The sequence below is a fragment of the Paenibacillus sp. J31R34 genome (assembly GCF_059383715.1).
In genome coordinates, this window is record NZ_JBXENU010000002.1 from 39,676 (window position 1) to 57,634 (window position 17,959).

A 17,959-nucleotide genomic window follows, 5' to 3' on the forward strand; every position below is an offset into this window, starting at 1 on the left:
CAGCAGGGGCTGAGGCGGATCGCTTTAAAACGCTATTTCAGAAAAAAAACTTCACGGAGCGGCTTAATGGGTTCGGCTTGCTGAAAATTAAATGAGCCTTGAACCATTTTTGACGTAATGGCATTCCAGCGGTTGCAAGCATCGCTTTTCGCAATGTAGGCGAAGGCGGCTTCCACATCCTCGCACTCAAAGCAATAGAAAAACTGCGTCCCATTTTGAAAAATAGAATAGTTGGAGATGCCCGCACTGCGATGCTCTTCTATGATTTCCGGCCACGGATCGAGATGCATCCGTATATATTCCTCCAAGCACTCCTCCTTCACCTGCCAGCTCCAGGCGTATTTATTACTCATTGCCATGATGCTTCCTCCTCCTCTTCAGCCCAGCCCGTTTTTAGTAGACTTCCTTCCACTCTGCAATGTTGGCTGCGTCAAATTTAAACGGGTCGCCCAGCATAATCTGCGTGCCGCCAACATCAACGATAACTTCTTTATCGCCGAGACGTCCTGCTGTAAACTTGTCGCCCACCTCGCCTGTAATGGTACCGTTCACAAGTGCATCAGCTGCATAGCCGGACAAGTAGCCCACATCGAGCGGGTTCCACAAATACATCCACTGGCTAACGCCGCTTTCAATGTATTCTGCCATTTCGCTTGGCAGGCCAAGGCCCGTCAGATGAACCTTGCCTGTCAGCCCTTTGTCGGTAAGCACTTTGCCTGCCGCTGCAATCCCTACCGTCGTTGGTGCAATAATGCCCTTAAGGTCAGGGTACGATTTGAGCAGCGCCTCTGTTTCCGATACGCTTTTATCCCGCAGATCGTCGCCGTAAGCTACCTTCACCAGTTCAATTTCTTTGTATTTCGGATCTTCCAGCTCTTTCTTCATCCATTCAATCCATGTGTTCTGGTTCGTTGCCTGCGAAGTTGCGCTGAGAACTGCAATTTGCCCTTTACCGCCGATCATATCGGAAATGGCCTGTATTTGCACACGCCCGATACGCTCAGGGTCCGCTTGGTTAATATGCACCATCCGGCTTTCCCCGTTAACAGCGGAATCTAGCGACAGCACCTTGATGCCTTGATCCATCGCTTTTTTCAGTGCCGGCTGCAGGGCGTCGGGATCGTTGCCTACAATGGCGATAGACGCAACCTTTTGGGAGATCAGCTCTTCGATCATTTGGATTTGCGCTTCAGCAGTCGGCTGGTCCGGCGCCTTCAAAATCGCTTCATGCCCCAGCTCCTCAATCGCCTGCTTGAACCCCTCCATCTCCTTCTCGCCATAAGGGTTCCCCGTATTTTTAAAGATGATTGCAAATTTCTTCTTGCCGCCGCTCGCTCCAGCATCGCCGCCGGATTCCCCTGCCGGTTTGCTTCCCGAAGTGCTGCATGCGGCTAAAACCGTTAACACCATAATTACTGTCAAAAATGTCGCTAAAACCTTTTTCATCTGTATTGCCTCCCTTTTATCATTTATATATAAAAAGCTGCTTCTTCCCCGGATGAGTCGGGCAGGCTGCTGCAAACGAAACGCTCTTCTCTCTCTGCTGCCCGCTCCTGTTAAAAATGCAGCCGTTTACCGTGTGTTTACTGCTATGCCGATGTAATATCGCACCGCTCTGCTCGCTATACTGCCATGGCGACCGCACGTGGTGCGCTTAGCTTAGCTGCTTCGCTTCCTAGTAAGAGAAGACAGCTTAAGCTTCGGCAGCATAACCGCTACGATGAGCAGCAGACCGAGAATAATGAGCAGCACTTGCGCTGGCACATTGACGAGACCAAGGCCGTAGCGCAAGAACCCAATTAGGAACACAGCCAAAATCGCGCCGATCATTCGTCCTTTGCCGCCAGCTGTACTAATGCCGCCAAGAACAACCATCGCAATAACATCCAGCTCATAGCCTGTCGCCACATTCGGTCTTGTGCTGCCCATACGCGAGGTGAGGAATAGCGCCGTAACCGCCGCCATTAAGCCCGCCAAGGTGAACACAATAATTTTCATCCGGTCGACGCGAATACCCGAGAAGCGGCTGGCTGTCAAATTGTTGCCCATGGCATAGACGCGTCGTCCGAAGGTCGTACGATGCAGCAGCACGATGAACACCGCCGCGCATATTGCAAAAACAATGAGGATGAATGGAATGGGGCCGACGTAGCCCCAGCCAAGAAAGCTGAACCATTCAGGAAACTTGCCTGCTGCTTGATCCTCCAGCAAAATATACGCAATGCCGCGATAAATGATCATCGTCGCCAGCGTGACTATGACTGAGGACAGCTCCTTAAACTTGACGATTAATAGACCATTAATGAAGCCGCATACGAGTCCAACGCCGAGGCAGATCAGCATCGCCAGCGGCATTGGAACGCCGGAGTTATAAAGATCCGCCATAATGACGGAGGACAACGCGACAATCGACGCGACCGAAATATCAATGTCCCCAAGGATGATGATCAGCACCATCGGCAGCACGATAAATGCTTTATCCAGAAAGGTCATCGTCGCATCCCTAAGGCTGTCAAAGCTCCAATAATACTCCGACAAATTCATATTCATAATGTTTACGGCTATAAAAATCAGCACCAGCATCCATTCCCATTGCATAAAAAAGCGCTTCCATGAAAAGGCCCGGCTGCCTGAAATCACTCGTGTTTCCATCGTTAAATGTTCCTCCTCATGAGGTTATTGCGGTCAACGCCCCGTTTGACGAGCGCATTCGTAATAACGGCGATCAATATAATCGAGCCTTGAATGCCCGTCTGCCAAAAAGGCGATACATTAATAAGCGGCAGCGCATTATTAAGAATGCCGAGCAAAATCGAGCCCAGAATAACGCCGGATACTTTTCCCGATCCGCCCGCAATGCTAACCCCGCCCAGTACACAAGCTGCGATAACGCTAAGCTCGTAGCCCATAGCTGTATCCCCTTGCGCAGAAGCGAACTTCGATACCCAAAGAACGCCGGCAAGACCGGATAAACCGCCCATAATTGAATAGACGAGCCATAAAATGCGGTCATTGCGGATGCCGCTGATTTTCGCTGATTCGGGATTGCTGCCCACCGCGTAAATCTGTCTGCCGGTACGGGTGTGATTGATGAAATAATAAAACACAATATAAATGACGACCGCTATGACGATCAGCGTATTAATGCCGAGGATCGAGCCCGTGGCAATCGCTTTAAAGCTGACCGGCATTTGATGGGCGCTTACCCATTTGCCGCCGCTGGCCATAAAGGTCAGCCCGCGGAATACATTCATCATGCCGAGCGTGGCAATAATCGGGAGAATGCCCATTTTTGCAATGAGAAACCCTAGTACGACGCCGCACACTAGCCCGACAGCCGTTCCCAGGAAAATCGCAATTAGCGGATTAACCTCTGGAAACGCGTTTACGGTAAGCGCAGCAATCATGCCCGATAGCGCCAGCGTCGCCCCTATGGATAGGTCGATGCCTCTCGTAATGATGACGAGCATCATGCCCACCGCCAATATGCTAAGAATCGCTGTATTCGTAATCATGTCGTTCATATTCTCCAGCGTTAGAAAGCTTGGATTGCGCAGCTGCACGAGGAGTGACAGTACAATAATAAATGCTAACAATCCCAGCTCGCGAAACTTCGCGACCACAGCGCTCAGCGACTGCTTCTCTGCTGGCCTGTTTACTAACCCCTTGGCAGCCATTTTTGTCTCGGCCATTGCCGTCCCACCCTTTTCGTTCATAATGGAATATTTCCCGTTCAAAAATAACGCTTGCGTATTGTCCCGAATCAGCAGCTTACTATTGTTGCTTTAGCTCGCCACCGCTACGCCAGCACAACACTCGGACTGCGACTTTCCATCGCCGCCTGCAAAATATTTTCCTGCGTCACGTCGCCCTTGCCGAGCATTGCTGTAATTCGCCCCTCGCGCATAACCGCGACTCGGTCGCACATCCCGATAATTTCCGGCATTTCCGAGGAAATCATAACGACGCCGTAGCCTTGCCCGGCCAAGGTGCTAATAATTTCATAGATGGCTGATTTTGCACCAACATCTACGCCTTTCGTCGGCTCATCGAGAATGAGAATGTCGAGGTCGGCCGTCAGCAGCTTGGCGAACACCACCTTCTGCTGATTCCCGCCCGACAGCGAGCTGACTAGATGGTAAATGCTCGGCGCCTTGACGTTCATTTTTTGCGCCAGCCTGACTGCTTCCTCCTCTTCCTTCGCCGTATCCAGCGAGCCTTTACTGACGAATCGATCAAGCGCGGATAGCGTAATATTGCGCGAAATTTCCCAATCCAGCACCAGTCCCTGCTTCTGACGATCCTCCGGCAAATAGCCAATGCCCAGCTTCATCGCCTGCTGCGGATTTTCAATTCGCACCGGCTCGCCCTTCACGAACACCTGCCCTCTGTCATACGCTTCAATGCCGAACAAACTTTGAAATACCTCTGTGCGTCCCGCGCCTACAAGTCCGGTAAAGCCTAATATTTCTCCGCGCCGCAGCGAAAATGAAATATCTGCGAAGTAGCCTGTTCTGCCCAGCCCCTCCGTCCTCAGCACTTCATCCCCCAGCTTCGCCTCCGTCTTCGGAAACAGCTGGGTAATTTCACGGCCGACCATGGCGACGATTAAATCTTTATTGTCGATTTCATCAACCTGCCAGCTGCCGATATATTTGCCATCGCGAAATACGGTTACCTTGCTGGCTAGGCGGTACATATCCTCGAACCGATGGGAGATAAAAATAATCGAAGCCCCGCGATCCCGCAGCCGCTCTGTGATTCGGTACAGCTCCTCGCTCTCCCGCTTTGTGAGCGCCGCCGTAGGCTCATCCATAATGATGATTTTCGCATCGGTTGATAGCGCTTTCGCAATTTCGACGATTTGCTGCTCCGCTACGCTGAGCGAGCCCATCAGCGTACGCGGGCTGAATTTTGCGCCAAGGTCATCCAGCAGCTTTTGCGCTTCCTTATGCATCTCGCCCCAGCGGATGCGTCGCGTCCCTTTTTGCACCTTTTCATGGCCCATAAAAATATTTTCCGTCACGCTAAGATCCGGATAACAGGTCACATGCTGGTAGATGGCAGCGATGCCAAGACGCTTCGCATCATTCGGGTTTTGAAACTGCACCTTCTGCCCATTCACGTACATCTCGCCTTCAGTAGGAGAATGCACGCCGGTAATGATTTTGATAAACGTGGATTTGCCTGCTCCATTCTCACCCATCAGCGCATGAATTTCGCCGGGCGCTAACTGAAACATGACATCGCTCAGCGCCTTTACACCGGGAAAGATTTTTGTAATCGCTTTCAATTCTAAAACATATGGCTCCATCGGCTTGCTCCTATTCGTCAGCTTATTTAAAGCAAACATGAAATAGCTTTTTTTAGACGCTTTAGATGTTTATTTACTTTCTTTTGTGATTATTCATGTTCGTTGATTTATCATTTCGACATGATATGCGCAATTCCTTTTTTCAAAATCGCTTTTTCGAAAAAAATTTTTCGCGTCGGCTAGACCGAAATTGGGTAAATATGAGAGGATATGATTATACATACAAAGGGGATTAACCACACCGTTGTCCGCCTCAATTAAGGAGAGAAGAGTTTGCTTTTTTATCTGCTAGTGTTTATTGCTATCTTTCTTTTCCCGGTCAGTTCTATCGTATTAATGGTTCGCAGCTGGATCGTAGATGAGCGTACACCCGTTAAAAAGGTGCATGTGATCATAATGGAGGTGCTGTCCTTCATCGCAATGGTTGGGTTTCTATGTCTAGGTTTTCTGTTCAACAGCTACGGTATAGCAGGAGGACTGCCGCTGCAGCAGAGTGAGCTGACGGGAAACTTTCTGGATGGCTACGCTACTCTTTCCAATGATTATGTAGTGACCGTTATATGCAGCCTTATTTTGAGTGGCTTCGCTTATTTGGCGTTAAAATTGGCTAGAGGGGCTTTACCGCCAATACTTTTTGCAGCGGCCTCCGTCCTCCTAATTGCCAATGTCATCTTCGCTATCGCCTATTTCTCGCACATCGGCTTCGGCCGTTACGGTGATGATTCCGCTGGAGCCACTCCCATTATTTTGCTGCATTTGGGCTTCGCGTGCTTAATCGGACTGTATGTAGCTGAGCTTAAGCATTCCGCCAATGCGTTTATGCACCGCGCCCAACAAGAGGAGATCGTGTACAGCAGCAAATGGCTGCGGTTCATGGACTATTTTCGCCAAAAATATTCCCGGCTGCCGCTGCTCTGGTCGATTGCCTTTTTCCCAGTCATGCTAATCGTCCAGCTGCTGCTGGTGCTGTTCGGACAGCGCCCAGATAGCTTCATCCGTGTATTTATTGAAACGAGCAGCTTTCATTATTCGCAATTGCCAGCCCCTCCGCCGGTTATCGTACCGGGAGATGGTCATTATTTATGCACCGTTTCGGTGAGAGGGCACCGCAAAATCGTCAAGCCGCTGCGCGCCGGGCTTCGACACGGCAACAGAATCGTCGTCAACCGCCAACTGCTGGTTGCGAATGCTTTTGAAAATATTATTGAGGAGTACGCGCCGCGAACGCACAAAATCATCCGCCGCTGCTACGACAAATACGGCTATCCGCTCAGTAAGCATATCAATCGACCGTGGTCTGCCGATGTCGTTTACCTGCTGATGAAGCCGCTGGAATGGTTTTTTCTCGCCGTATTGTATACGGTCGATCGGAACCCCGAAAACCGTATTCATCGGCAGTATAGCGAGCTGAGGAAATAGCTTTATCGGCAATGAAAAAGAGAGATTAGCTTTGCTTGAAGAAGCAGGCTGATCTCTCTTTTTTTTCAACAAATAGGTGGGGATTCATTGGGCATATACGGGCATTATGTCTGATATGGCATACTTCCGATAAAGTTCAGCTGTGCAGATATGTCCTGATAGTTTCCCTGCTTGCCTTCATACTTGAAGTTGTACAGAATAATGACGGTATTATATTCATTCAAAGTGCTTCCTTTTAGCAAATCGGCAAACATCGGAATCAAATCCCCCTCATAGGAGAAGCCTGCTAGCAGATTCGCTGTATCGCCGCCTCGACGTTCCTCCACAAAAAATTCAGCTTCCCTGAAACCATCGTCATACCTCTCAATGCCAAAATACCCCGCAAAGGCGGAAGGAACCGAATCTCCATCACTTGTATAATTGATTTCAAGCAGTTCCTTAAGCTGCTCCGCTGAGCACAGCTTCCCCAGCCACAATGAAGCACAACCTTCTTTCTCCAAAATAGCCCCTTTCCTGCCCTTTGTCTTAAAGCAATTAGAACTAACAGAATCTGCAAATCAAATCACTAAATGAATTACAAACATGCACTTCATCTATTCTACTACTTGAATCGGGCTTACATAATGATACTGAAGGTATACTGCCTGCCCGATAATCGAAGCAAAAAAGATGCTCATCCGCCCCTAGCCCAAACGGAACTAAGCCAATTGGAAAATGTTTTTTCACTGAATTATATTTATCAAGAATATCAAGCTCATCAAAGGCCAAAAACGTCAATAAGCTAATAAATTGCACACTGCCTTTTCCATCCACCATAATATTTGAAGGAGATGGACGGCCACCTTGGTATTTGACTGCATAATTCAGATAGTCTTGAGGAAAATGTACAGAAAGTCTCTCCTCAACAACCTTAACATGTTCAATATCAGCTTCATCATAATCTGTTGTCCAAGTGACCATTAAGAATCCACTCCAACCGTCATAAAATCCGTTAATTCTATGATCTTTATCTTCAGTTCATATTGTTTATTGTTATTCAAAATCAATCATTTCATCTACTGCATCTTTAAACCAATCCCAAAATGTAATATATGACTTGCGCTGCTCGTAACCAGGGGATGAAAAATCATGGACAATCTGTACTTCTTCCGTTTTTCCTACTTCAAAACAAGCAAGATCATCATTATCCATTCTCCGGGCGAAGGGGATTAACATTCTATTTGGATATCTCTCTTGCAATCCCTTTAATCTTTGAAGAACTTGATCTCCATTCATGACATTCCATATATCAAAATCCACTAAATGAAGTCTAACTGTCTTTAAGAAAGCATCCGGATATTTAAAACCCTTCGGCAGTTGAGAAGCTTTTGGTAATGTTATTTGCATCATTAAGTTACCTTCCCATCCAGTAATATCTGCTCCTCAGGGAAAACTGTATTTTCCTTGATTAAGCATCTCACCAAACTTTGAGCAGCCCTATCGAAGTAGAATTGATTTGAATCGTTTGAATGGGTAATCGATCCTAATTCGGGGACTATTCTAGTGTTTTTGTTTAATTGAATTTCCCCATTTATACGCTTACTTGCTTCCAGTCAGTTTCACCTTTTTTTTCATAACTTATAAAGCCTTCAGTTGAAGACTTTTTTTCAAGCATCCTTACAGCGTCATATTTACTACGACCTTTTTCAATATACATTTCATCTTCTAGAAACAAGAAAAATATAGAGCTAGATTCATCGTTATTCGCTAAATAAAAACCAAATAATTCGTTGTATTGAGTGCTAAAAAACAAACATAAATACTCTACTTTGAGTTCAATATTTTCTTTGCATTCAATTAACCCTTCTTCATAGCTAGCAAATAAATTAAAATCATCCAAATCATAAATTCTATGCATTGAGAATAGCGGATTCATACCTCTTATATATAAGCCTATAACATCACCATCATCTTTCTCAAGAAAAAGGACATGGTCTAATCTCTCGTTATCAGCCTCATCATGTAAATAAATAATATTTGAGATTTCTTTTTGCACGAAATAATAATCAAACTTTTTTGTAAAAGATAATAAATAATTATTCATCGTCATCCTCACTCTCTAATGAAATCTAATTCAGATTGAAATTCGGGCCACCATCACAGTTACCTTAACTGCATAATTATGAACCCAAATCCCCAGATTCGACACAAAGTACGAATGATAGTCCTCAAAGTTATAAACCGTTGCTTCGCGCGACTCTTTCTCGATCATGTCTATCGTCAGTTTAGTACCGTCACTCGAAACTAGCAGGTCGCCGACTTTCAGGTCTTTAACAAACGTCCATCCCTTGCCATCAAGCCAGAATGGATGCTCGCCTGTTACCTCGATGATTTCATCCCCGATGTGGACGTAATAGATTTCGTCAGCCTGTTTCTGGAACAGCCCTACAACTTCTTTATACGCCACTTCTCCGGTCTAAGTCATCCTTTGAGAGAACCTTATCCCCTACCTCGATTTCCTCGATAAGTTTCTCCCCTTCGTCTGTCAGAACCTTGGTTCCTGCGGTAAAGCAGTTACATTCGCAGACGAGTTTTTCGTCGTTTTAACCGTTCCCTCACCAAAAACATTCTTCAGCTTCGATCCAGCCTAAATGACACCCTTCGTGCCATATTTACCCGCATGCTTCAGACTGTATGTACAAAGAAACCGTTTCTTTTTAAATGGTGAGAACCTCTCCCACTTTTCTAAGAAACGGCTTCTTTTTTAGTACTTTGAATCAGGGCTGCTCTCAGTCATTTTCACGACTTTTGGAACTGTTGCTTATCTTTCAATTACTTAACTCTTCTTTTCAATTCTTTATTTACATACTTATCCCATTCTATTGCTGTCACTTCTTCTTCCTCAGGTTCAGTAATCCTACCGATATTAAAAAGAGTGCTTTCTTCATTGCTGAAGTAACTTTCAGGATGATTCCATTCTGATTCGCATTCGTTACAGTAAACAAGAAAATTATTTGTAGAAATCTCCTTTACAATTACTACCCATCCTTGTTTGCAGAAATGACAAGTTTCGATTGGATGTTTTTTTAGGTGCAATTTGAAATCTCCTTCCTATCCCGCAGGATATCCTATAATAATCTTATTTGTTCCTTTTTAACTATTATCTCTACTTAGTTTAACACTGTACTATAACCATTCGATCCACCCTGTAGACCCGCTTCAGGATATGGAACCCTCCAAATTTCCACATTATCGGATACTGTAACCGTTCCACTTGCTCTATTGTTCCAAACCTGATTTAGAACAGTCACAGATTATCAATATATACACCGTGAATATCTTTAGACGTGTCTTCCAGAAGATGTGTCCCCACATGTTCAACTCTTGTTTCACCCATTCTACTACTAACTATTGACCAATCTAGTATCTCACTGTTAGTATTGTGACCCCATATCCCAAGACCACTAACAAAATAGATGTGGAACTCATCCACTGTTATGTTGTAGACAGTGGCCTGCCTATGTTCCAATTCAATCCAAACTATCTTGAGTGTATTGCTATCGCTCAGAACAAGCAAACCTCCGACTTTTTTATCTTTGATGAGCGTCCACCCTTTACCTTCTACATAGAACGGATGGCTAAAGATCAATAGTATTCCAGGTTCATCATACGTATACGTCGCCTGTTTATGTCAACTGGTCGTCACCAAAATGTTCGTTCACAATAACTAGCGCGGCAAGTAGCCCATTCGTTGTGAACGATTTGCAGATAAGACCTTACAATATTAATGGTCAGGCTATCTAATTCAAACAATGCTTTGCCTTTTCATCCTCCCTAGCGGGGCGGTTTATTCTACAATTGTGTAACATTTTGAATATCCTATTAGAAAATGAAGTTAACAAAAAACAGGTTGGTTATGATCATAATCAACCTGTTTTTTACAAAGAAATAGTTATATTTAGTTTAAAAATTAAAGCATATGATGTGGAGAAATCTTTTACGGATATTACATGGGTTATATGTGTTATTGGTTGAATAATAGCCTCCTTCGCACAGGGTATCCCCCCTCAAAAAAAACTCCAAGAGATTAGTTATATTAAAATTCTTCCAATGAAATAGCTTCAATGGAGCTACAGTGAAAATTGATGAAGTTATACCCATCGTTTTCTCCATATCCGCTATCATCATGAACATGATATCTTTGATTACTATCCCAGCCTTGTTCTTTTTTATCATGTATTATCAAACTGTCCGTTAAATATATATTTGTGACTTTTCTTAATGAAAGTTCGGAAACATTATGATACCTAACTTTCAATCTAAAACGTTGTTTCGTTTTTATAACCGATAGAAAGAAAAACAAATCAAGTGTCGTAATATGATTATCTTCATAATCAATGTCAATATCATAATTAATCGCAATTATTTCCTCATACATCCAAGAACCAAGAGCATTCAATTCATCAGTAACTATATTATAATTATTAATACATTGCAAATTTCTTATCCCCTTTTTTAGTAAATAAATTCTATTTTATTATTTTATTTATTTATTTTTCCATATCTCAGCCTGTCTGTTGATTTTTCTACAAAATATTCAAATTCATTTGCATTTCTCCCTGCATCCTGATAGATGTACTCATGCATATGTGGATTTGTGTGATGAGCAGAATTACCATGATCACTATAATCAATTCTATACCTTTGTTTCCCTGCTTGATCATAAATGACTCTAGAATTCTCAATCTGTCCACTAGAACCTATGCGGCTAAAATTAATTCTAGTCCCCGGAGCCCCTTGCGTTGGAGCATAATTATTTTTGTAATACTCATCAGGTAAAAAAGGCTCTTTAGCAAAGTCATCAGCTCCACCCATCCCTGGGATCTCACAATTATGAACCCAAATCCCAAGATTCGACACAAAGTATGAATGATAGTCCTCAACCTCAAATTTATAAACCGTTGCATCGCGCGACTCTTTCTCGATCTTGTCTATCGCCAGTTTAGTGTCGTCACTCGAAACAAGCAAGTCGCCGACTTTCAGGTCTTTAACAAACGTCCATCCCTTGCCATCAAGCCAGAATGGATGCTCGCCTGTTACCTCGATGATTTCATCCCCGATGTGGACGTAATAGATTTCATCTGCCTGATTTCATCATTAAGAAGCAAAAAAACCTTGAAAGACGAATCCTTTCAAGGTATAAAACGAAATTAACTACAAAAGTTATATATTCCTAATTTATTAGAATTATCCTGTACTAATACTTATTCTTGTTACATAATTCATTATAATTCAAATCTTGATTGCTCCGTACTCTAACGGATTAAACAATGGTGGCCAAATAGTATCTTCATCAAATAAAGCGCCTTCTAGTACAATATCCTGTATCCTTTCACACAACATATTAGCACCCATTAATTTTGCACCTTTAAAATTAACATTCCATACATCAGCTCCAACTAAAATAGCATTACTTAAATTTGCATTACTAAAGTCAGCTCCTGCAAGTTTTGCCTTTGTAAGATTTGAAGACTCTAAATTAGAGTTTTCAAGCATTGCCACCATTAGTAAGGCACACGTTAAATTGGTCTCACTTAAATTTGCGTCTTTAATCTCAGCACCACGTAAATTTGTTTCCACTAAACTCGAACCGCTTAAATTTTCTCGATTAAGAATTGCTCTGTGTAAATTTAAATTGTCTAGTTTTGCTTCTTTTAGTGAATCCAAATTAAGTTGTATTGGTTCATTTGCAATACAATTTATAATAATAATATTGTTCACCTCTTTAAATTATTTGTTTCCCCAATCAAATGGATCAATTTTCACATTTCCCCATTCAATAATATTGTCCGGCTTACCACCAGGATAAGGAGTAGTAGGTAAGTCTACCCCGAACACTCTACCTGAAATATAACGGTGATTACCATCTACAATAATGTTATTATCAACTTTAATTGGAGGTGGAACCTCGCCATTTAATAAACGTTGAGTATATCGATTAATTGCAGGTAAGGATACCGCTTTTTGTTGAGTTTGTAAGGGGGCATTTTTCATCGCTTCTCTAATGTGTTCTTCTGTAACTTGCATTCCAGGTTTCCAAGAAAGTCCACCCAACCCCGGAATCTCACAATTATGAACCCAAATCCCTAGATTCGACACAAAATAAGAATGGAAGTCCTCAACCTCAAAGTTATAAACCGTTGCTTCGCGTGACTCTTTCTCGATCTTGTCTATGGCTAGTTTAGTCCCGTCACTCGAAACAAGCAAGTCGCCGACTTTAAGGTCTTTAACAAACGTCCAACCCTTCCCATCCAGCCAGAATGGATGCTCGCCTGTGGCCTCGATGATTTCATCCCCGATGTGGACGTAATAGATTTCGTCAGCCTGCTTCTGGAACAGCCCTACGACCTCTTTATACGCCACTTCTCCGGTCTCATCATCCTTAGAGAGAACCTTATCCCCTACCTCAATTTCCTCGATAGGTTTCTCCCCTTCGTCTGTCAGAACCTTGGTTCCTGCTGTAAAGCAGTTACATTCGTAGACGAGTTTTTCGTCGTATTAACCGTTCCCTCACCAAAAATATTCTTCAGCTTCGAACCCGCCCAAATGACACCCTTGGTACCATACTTACCCGCATGCTTCAATCCCGGAATCGGAATAATGCTCAGCGTGGCTCCAATTCCTTCGCCCCAACGGTCTCCCGCCGAGAGATGTTCACCGGTAATATAGTTATTACCCGTAAATGCCTGCTGGAAGCCTTTCACCGTGCCTACCCATGGCACAAGATCAGCAAGGAAGCTTCCCCCTTGCAGCCATGCGGAGTCACCATCACGGCTTAAGCCAAATGGATCAACATAGGATATCGGGTTGCCATTCACATACGTGTAACGGTTCAACGTTTGCGAATCGCTAATCGAACCTGTCAGCACATCACGGTTGATAAAACGTTTGATCTCGGAATTGTAATAACGCGCACGCATATCGTACAGACCATTTGCATTCGTTGCTACACCATCCCGTCCATTATATTGGAACGGCTGCTCTGTCGCCCCCATATGACGGATTTGTTCACCATACGGTCCGTACTCATACGTATCAGTGGTTACGCCATTGTCATCCGTCAGAGCAACTGTGCTTCCACGACGGTCATAATGATACGTGATATAGCTGCCATCCGCTGCCTCGCGGCCAATCAATCCAAGACCATACACATAATATGCCGTCGGATTGCCTTGACCATCGGTCTCCATCAGCACTTGTGATAATACCGCCTGCTTTGATATAACTGTAGCTTTTAATTTATTTTTAATCTTTCTTTTTCTAACAAAAAAAGAACCTTGAAAGGCCAGTAGACCAATCAAGGTTTTGTAAAATTTAATCGTTAGTTGCCCAAATATAAAAAAACCTCAGGGAGAATCAATCAGATTAGAATTCTTCCAATGAAATAGCTTCAATGGAACTACAGTAAAAATTGATGAAGTCATACCCATCGTTTTCTCCGTAGCCGCTATCATCATGAACATGATATCTTTGATTACTATCCCAACCCTGTTCTTTTTTATCATGTATTATCAAACTGTCCGTTAAATATAAATTTGTGACTTTTCTTAATGAAAGTTCGGAGACATTATGATACCTAACTCTTAATCTAAAACGTTGTTTCGTTTTCAAAACCGATAAAAAGAAAAACAAATCAAGTGTCATAATATAATTATCTACATAGTCAATGTCAACATCATAATTAATTTTAATTATTTCTTCATACGTCCAAGAACCAAGAGCATTTAATTCATTAGTAACTATATTATAATTCTTAATGTATTGCAAATTTCACACCTCGTTTTTAGTAAATAAATTCTATTTTATTATTTGATTTATTTATTTTTCCATATCTCAGCCTGTCTGCTCGAACCTAAACGGCTAAAATCGACTCTAGCCCCCGGAATCCCTTACATTGGAGCATAATTATTTTTGTAATATTCTTCAGGTAAAAAAGGCTCTTTAGCAAAGTCATGAGTTCCACCAGTTCTTGGAATCTCACAATTATGAACCCAAATCCCTAGATTCGACACAAAATAAGAATGAAAGTCTTCTACCTCAAAGTTATAAACCGTTGCTTCGCGTGACTCGTTCTCGATCTTGTCTATTGCCAATTTAGTCCCATCACTCGAAACTAGCAAGTCGCCGTCTTTCAGGTCTTTAACAAACGTCCATCCCTTGCCATCCAGCCAGAATGGATGCTCGCCTGTGACCTCGATAATTTCATCTCCGATGTGACGTAATAGATTTCATCAGCCTGCTTCTGGAACAGCCCCACGACTTCTTTATACGCCACTTCTCCGGTTTCGTCATCCTTTGAGAGAACCTTATCCCCTACCTCAATTTCCTCGATAGTCATATTGACACAAGCTGGGGTTTGCCAGTGAAAAGTCTAAAACTATGATATTATTCATTCGATTATAAGTATACTATTATCTACGTCCAACACTGTCTATTAAATGATTCGGAAAGAAAAAACTGTTTCCGTTTGAGTACCGGAAACAGCTTTTAGTCTAAGCGCTTATTCAGTGTCTACTAAGTTATTAGGACTTAGCTACGCAAAGCATTGGTTTGTAGCCCAATATTCACCCACTTAAAAAGGTGTAAAGATTAGTCTACTGTCGGCTATACCTTTACATTTTTTAGCTAAGTTTATTATTTGTTCAATATGCATTGTTTCATTTGAATCGATCAGCATACCCTTTAACTTCTCGAGTTCAAGTATTAATTTATCCATATCTCTAATTGAAAAGACATCATAACTAAACAATGATATTTCTGATAAAATTTCAAAATCACCCTCATTTTGTTGCAAATAGTTTGCATTGTTTTCTTCGAAGGTTTTATCTAGTTGTTCACCGTTAACCGATTCTAATATAATTTTGAACACCATATCACTCTCCAAATCCCAATCCACCTGGGACAGCATTTACAAGGTTACCTTTCTCATCGGTAATCACTGTTATAGTATTGGTTGGTAAACCACCTCTATTAATAGGTAAATCACCCACTGAATACCCCACATCCACCTGACGCACAAAATTTCCCGAACTCTCTGAAATAGTAATAGATGAATTCACGACTTATTTCGATTGCAATAATTCTATTAAATCTTCACGAGAAAAAGAAAATTGTGATTTATTAGGTCTATCTACTCCACCATGCTTTCCTAGAGCATAATTTAAACCCGAACCTTTAATATTTGCATCTCCGTTACGAACATTAATTATTTTGTATACTAATTTAGGGATATTAGTAGTAGCGCCAAACAACTGCAAATTAAGCTTCAGCCTATATTCTGTTTTTACAGGTTTTGCTTCCGCGCTGTGGGTAACTACATTCTTCAGCTTAGAACCTGCCCAAATAACACCCTTCGTGCCATATTTACCCGCATGTTTCAGACCTGGAATCGGAATAATGCTCAGTGTGGCTCCAATACCTTCGCCCCAACGGTCTCCCGCCGAGAGATGTTCGCCGGTAATATAGTTATTACCCGTAAATGCCTGCTGAAGCCTTTCACCGTGCCTACCCATGGCACGAGATCAGCAAGGAAGCTTCCGCCTTGCAGCCATGCAGAGTCTCCAGCATGACTTAAGCCGAACGGATCAACATACGATATCGGGTTGCCAGTTACATAAGCGTAACGGTTCAGGGCTTGCGAGTCGCTGATCGAACCTGTCAGCACATCCCGGTTGATGAAACGTTTGAACTCGGGATTGTAATAATGCGCACGCATATGATACAAGCCGTTTGCATCCGTTGCAACGCCATCCCGTCCATTATATTGGAACGGCTGCTCTGTCGTCCCCATATGTATGTTACTAGTTGAACGATGGGTTCATTCAGAACTGGGTAGCTCCCACCAAAAAGAGACCTTGAGAAGCTTGAAGCTCCTCAAGGTCCGAAGTATTTAATCCTCTTCTATCCATTCTTCAAAACCATGAGGTAAAAGTTTTTTCCGTATACTGTGCATGAATTCATCATTTGGTAGGTTTACTGATACTGATTTTTGAATGTCATTAAGAGTAATAGCTATGTCTTTTCCAGTCATTGACGAAATAACCTCTGCCAAGTTTCTGTCAGACATATACTCGTAGAGCAAGGACACTAGCGGGAAGTAATCCTCTTTACCAATGCCATTGGGAAAAGCACTTTTCAACATCTTGTATGTGCTTTCCAAGTGTTTTGGCATTAAAGTATCACTCATTTTACTTACCTCCTAAATGTACTGGAGAGTGGGTATAAACATCAAAATCCTTACACTTGTTATTAGCTCTTGGAGCATATAATCTCTCCTTACTAATCGACAAATGCATCATCCCTACATAAAATAATATCTACTTTCCTACCGCCCTTCAGGTAGCGTAAAAATAACATCCAGCGGATCTCTCCCGCTAAAAAGGGTTTGATATAGGTTTAGGACTCTTGATGATTGCAGATCAATGGTTTCATCATGAATGAGTTTACCTAGTTCTTCAAATATTGCTCCTTCTCTTTCATCGATAATATTTTGTTTAAACAACCTTAGAGAACTTCCCTCTCGACTAAACGGCCAATCGATATGTGCTCCTTCATAATCAAATATAAAATCTATGGAGCTTACCCTCTGGTATTTACCTACGAGAGGGTGCAGAATAACCAAAAATTGCGAAAAAATATAAGTACGCTCCCTGATCTTTTGCGCATTCTTAACTTCAGTATGAAGCGCAGCTGATTCAGAAAGATCCCCCCATGGTTGAATATTTATTAACGCCAACAATGAAATAGCGTGCTGCTTGTCTTTAAACATAACGATTTCAAGCAATATTTCATTACTGCTGATCCCCGATTCAATAAATCCCCTCAAACATCTGGCCGCATTTTCAAGCGTAGTAGCATACTGCGCCAATAAAGGAATGTACTCACTAAAAAGCTTGTCTATCATGCTCTTCTCAGCATTGCCGTAAATCGCTTCCACAATAGTCTCAATTACTAAAGCTTTATTATACTTTTCATTTGTTTTCGGCAACACTTCTTCGAAGAGGTGACTGATAAATTCAATATCATAAAAATCTAACAAGGTTGAATAATCCTTCAAGCCGCGTAATAAGGCCATAAATGTATTAAACTCTGGAGAACCTTCATTACTATGAGTTAAATATTTAAATAAAGAGTTTATTTTTTGTACTTTATCCTCCATAAAGATCTCCTTTTGTTTATCTACTTAAT

General features: G+C 42.6%; 23 protein-coding genes and 3 pseudogenes. 1 reads left to right on the forward strand and 25 read right to left on the reverse strand.

The window, feature by feature from the left end:
- Window positions 1-32: 32 nt before the first annotated feature.
- From AC50YG_RS05715 to AC50YG_RS05735, 5 genes are all read right to left on the reverse strand, one after another.
- The gene (locus tag AC50YG_RS05715; RefSeq protein ID WP_494825372.1) at window positions 33-359 is read right to left on the reverse strand and encodes an L-rhamnose mutarotase; all 327 of its coding nucleotides are present in this window, start codon (window positions 357-359) and stop codon (window positions 33-35) included.
- Window positions 360-393: 34 nt separating this feature from the next.
- On the reverse strand, window positions 394-1,446 hold the full coding sequence (gene rhaS, locus AC50YG_RS05720; protein WP_494825373.1) for a rhamnose ABC transporter substrate-binding protein: 1,053 nt from the start codon (window positions 1,444-1,446) through the stop codon (window positions 394-396).
- 213 nt (window positions 1,447-1,659) lie between these two features.
- Window positions 1,660-2,652, reverse strand: a complete 993-nt coding sequence (locus tag AC50YG_RS05725; protein WP_494825374.1) for an ABC transporter permease — start codon at window positions 2,650-2,652, stop codon at window positions 1,660-1,662.
- Window positions 2,653-2,654: 2 nt separating this feature from the next.
- The gene (locus AC50YG_RS05730; RefSeq protein ID WP_473758363.1) at window positions 2,655-3,692 is read right to left on the reverse strand and encodes an ABC transporter permease; all 1,038 of its coding nucleotides are present in this window, start codon (window positions 3,690-3,692) and stop codon (window positions 2,655-2,657) included.
- A gap of 107 nt (window positions 3,693-3,799) precedes the next feature.
- Complete coding sequence (locus tag AC50YG_RS05735) at window positions 3,800-5,314, reverse strand: sugar ABC transporter ATP-binding protein (protein WP_494825375.1); 1,515 nt, start codon at window positions 5,312-5,314, stop codon at window positions 3,800-3,802.
- Between the two features lie 273 nt (window positions 5,315-5,587).
- Between AC50YG_RS05735 and AC50YG_RS05740 the strand changes: the two genes are divergently transcribed.
- The gene (locus AC50YG_RS05740; protein WP_494825376.1) at window positions 5,588-6,733 is read left to right on the forward strand and encodes a DUF6688 domain-containing protein; all 1,146 of its coding nucleotides are present in this window, start codon (window positions 5,588-5,590) and stop codon (window positions 6,731-6,733) included.
- A 104-nt stretch (window positions 6,734-6,837) separates the two neighbouring features.
- On the opposite strand, the gene AC50YG_RS05745 is transcribed toward AC50YG_RS05740, so the two are convergent.
- The 20 genes and pseudogenes from AC50YG_RS05745 to AC50YG_RS05840 form a co-directional block, all read right to left on the reverse strand.
- Window positions 6,838-7,233, reverse strand: coding sequence for an immunity 22 family protein (locus tag AC50YG_RS05745; RefSeq protein ID WP_494825377.1), 396 nt, complete (start codon window positions 7,231-7,233; stop codon window positions 6,838-6,840).
- 40 nt (window positions 7,234-7,273) lie between these two features.
- Window positions 7,274-7,693: an SMI1/KNR4 family protein gene (locus AC50YG_RS05750; RefSeq protein ID WP_494825378.1), complete on the reverse strand. Its 420-nt coding sequence runs from the start codon at window positions 7,691-7,693 to the stop codon at window positions 7,274-7,276.
- Between the two features lie 72 nt (window positions 7,694-7,765).
- Window positions 7,766-8,122 carry a hypothetical protein gene (locus AC50YG_RS05755; RefSeq protein ID WP_494825379.1) on the reverse strand — a complete coding sequence of 119 codons (357 nt, stop codon included), beginning with the start codon at window positions 8,120-8,122 and terminating at the stop codon, window positions 7,766-7,768.
- A 181-nt stretch (window positions 8,123-8,303) separates the two neighbouring features.
- Window positions 8,304-8,816 (reverse strand): hypothetical protein, encoded by a 513-nt coding sequence (locus AC50YG_RS05760; protein ID WP_494825381.1) that lies wholly within the window; start codon window positions 8,814-8,816, stop codon window positions 8,304-8,306.
- A gap of 66 nt (window positions 8,817-8,882) precedes the next feature.
- A pseudogene (locus AC50YG_RS05765) lies at window positions 8,883-9,306 on the reverse strand (polymorphic toxin-type HINT domain-containing protein); the annotation flags it as partial.
- A 238-nt stretch (window positions 9,307-9,544) separates the two neighbouring features.
- A complete protein-coding gene (locus AC50YG_RS05770) occupies window positions 9,545-9,808 on the reverse strand; it encodes a hypothetical protein (protein WP_494825383.1) in 264 nt (87 codons plus the stop codon).
- A gap of 211 nt (window positions 9,809-10,019) precedes the next feature.
- On the reverse strand, window positions 10,020-10,361 hold the full coding sequence (locus AC50YG_RS05775) for a polymorphic toxin-type HINT domain-containing protein (protein ID WP_494825385.1): 342 nt from the start codon (window positions 10,359-10,361) through the stop codon (window positions 10,020-10,022).
- A 447-nt stretch (window positions 10,362-10,808) separates the two neighbouring features.
- Window positions 10,809-11,210: a hypothetical protein gene (locus AC50YG_RS05780; protein ID WP_494825387.1), complete on the reverse strand. Its 402-nt coding sequence runs from the start codon at window positions 11,208-11,210 to the stop codon at window positions 10,809-10,811.
- Between the two features lie 44 nt (window positions 11,211-11,254).
- A complete protein-coding gene (locus AC50YG_RS05785; protein WP_494825388.1) occupies window positions 11,255-11,587 on the reverse strand; it encodes a hypothetical protein in 333 nt (110 codons plus the stop codon).
- An 18-nt stretch (window positions 11,588-11,605) separates the two neighbouring features.
- A pseudogene (locus AC50YG_RS05790) lies at window positions 11,606-11,848 on the reverse strand (polymorphic toxin-type HINT domain-containing protein); the annotation flags it as partial.
- Window positions 11,849-12,004: 156 nt separating this feature from the next.
- The gene (locus AC50YG_RS05795; protein WP_494825389.1) at window positions 12,005-12,493 is read right to left on the reverse strand and encodes a pentapeptide repeat-containing protein; all 489 of its coding nucleotides are present in this window, start codon (window positions 12,491-12,493) and stop codon (window positions 12,005-12,007) included.
- A gap of 9 nt (window positions 12,494-12,502) precedes the next feature.
- On the reverse strand, window positions 12,503-13,216 hold the full coding sequence (locus AC50YG_RS05800; protein ID WP_494826331.1) for a polymorphic toxin-type HINT domain-containing protein: 714 nt from the start codon (window positions 13,214-13,216) through the stop codon (window positions 12,503-12,505).
- Window positions 13,213-13,962: an RHS repeat-associated core domain-containing protein gene (locus AC50YG_RS05805; RefSeq protein ID WP_494826332.1), complete on the reverse strand. Its 750-nt coding sequence runs from the start codon at window positions 13,960-13,962 to the stop codon at window positions 13,213-13,215. Before AC50YG_RS05805 ends, AC50YG_RS05800 begins: the two co-directional genes overlap by 4 nt.
- A gap of 175 nt (window positions 13,963-14,137) precedes the next feature.
- Window positions 14,138-14,539 carry a hypothetical protein gene (locus AC50YG_RS05810; RefSeq protein WP_494825390.1) on the reverse strand — a complete coding sequence of 134 codons (402 nt, stop codon included), beginning with the start codon at window positions 14,537-14,539 and terminating at the stop codon, window positions 14,138-14,140.
- A gap of 122 nt (window positions 14,540-14,661) precedes the next feature.
- Window positions 14,662-15,110: pseudogene (locus AC50YG_RS05815) on the reverse strand (polymorphic toxin-type HINT domain-containing protein).
- A gap of 234 nt (window positions 15,111-15,344) precedes the next feature.
- Window positions 15,345-15,656: a hypothetical protein gene (locus tag AC50YG_RS05820; protein ID WP_494825391.1), complete on the reverse strand. Its 312-nt coding sequence runs from the start codon at window positions 15,654-15,656 to the stop codon at window positions 15,345-15,347.
- A gap of 178 nt (window positions 15,657-15,834) precedes the next feature.
- Window positions 15,835-16,284, reverse strand: a complete 450-nt coding sequence (locus AC50YG_RS05825) for a pre-toxin TG domain-containing protein (protein ID WP_494825393.1) — start codon at window positions 16,282-16,284, stop codon at window positions 15,835-15,837.
- Window positions 16,173-16,562 carry an RHS repeat-associated core domain-containing protein gene (locus tag AC50YG_RS05830; protein WP_494825395.1) on the reverse strand — a complete coding sequence of 130 codons (390 nt, stop codon included), beginning with the start codon at window positions 16,560-16,562 and terminating at the stop codon, window positions 16,173-16,175. The genes AC50YG_RS05825 and AC50YG_RS05830 overlap by 112 nt, the downstream gene beginning before the upstream one ends.
- A 99-nt stretch (window positions 16,563-16,661) precedes the next feature.
- Entirely contained in the window at window positions 16,662-16,958 is a 297-nt protein-coding gene (locus tag AC50YG_RS05835; RefSeq protein ID WP_494825397.1) for a DUF3349 domain-containing protein, read from the reverse strand.
- 138 nt (window positions 16,959-17,096) lie between these two features.
- Entirely contained in the window at window positions 17,097-17,930 is an 834-nt protein-coding gene (locus AC50YG_RS05840; RefSeq protein WP_494825398.1) for a hypothetical protein, read from the reverse strand.
- Window positions 17,931-17,959: the final 29 nt, after the last annotated feature.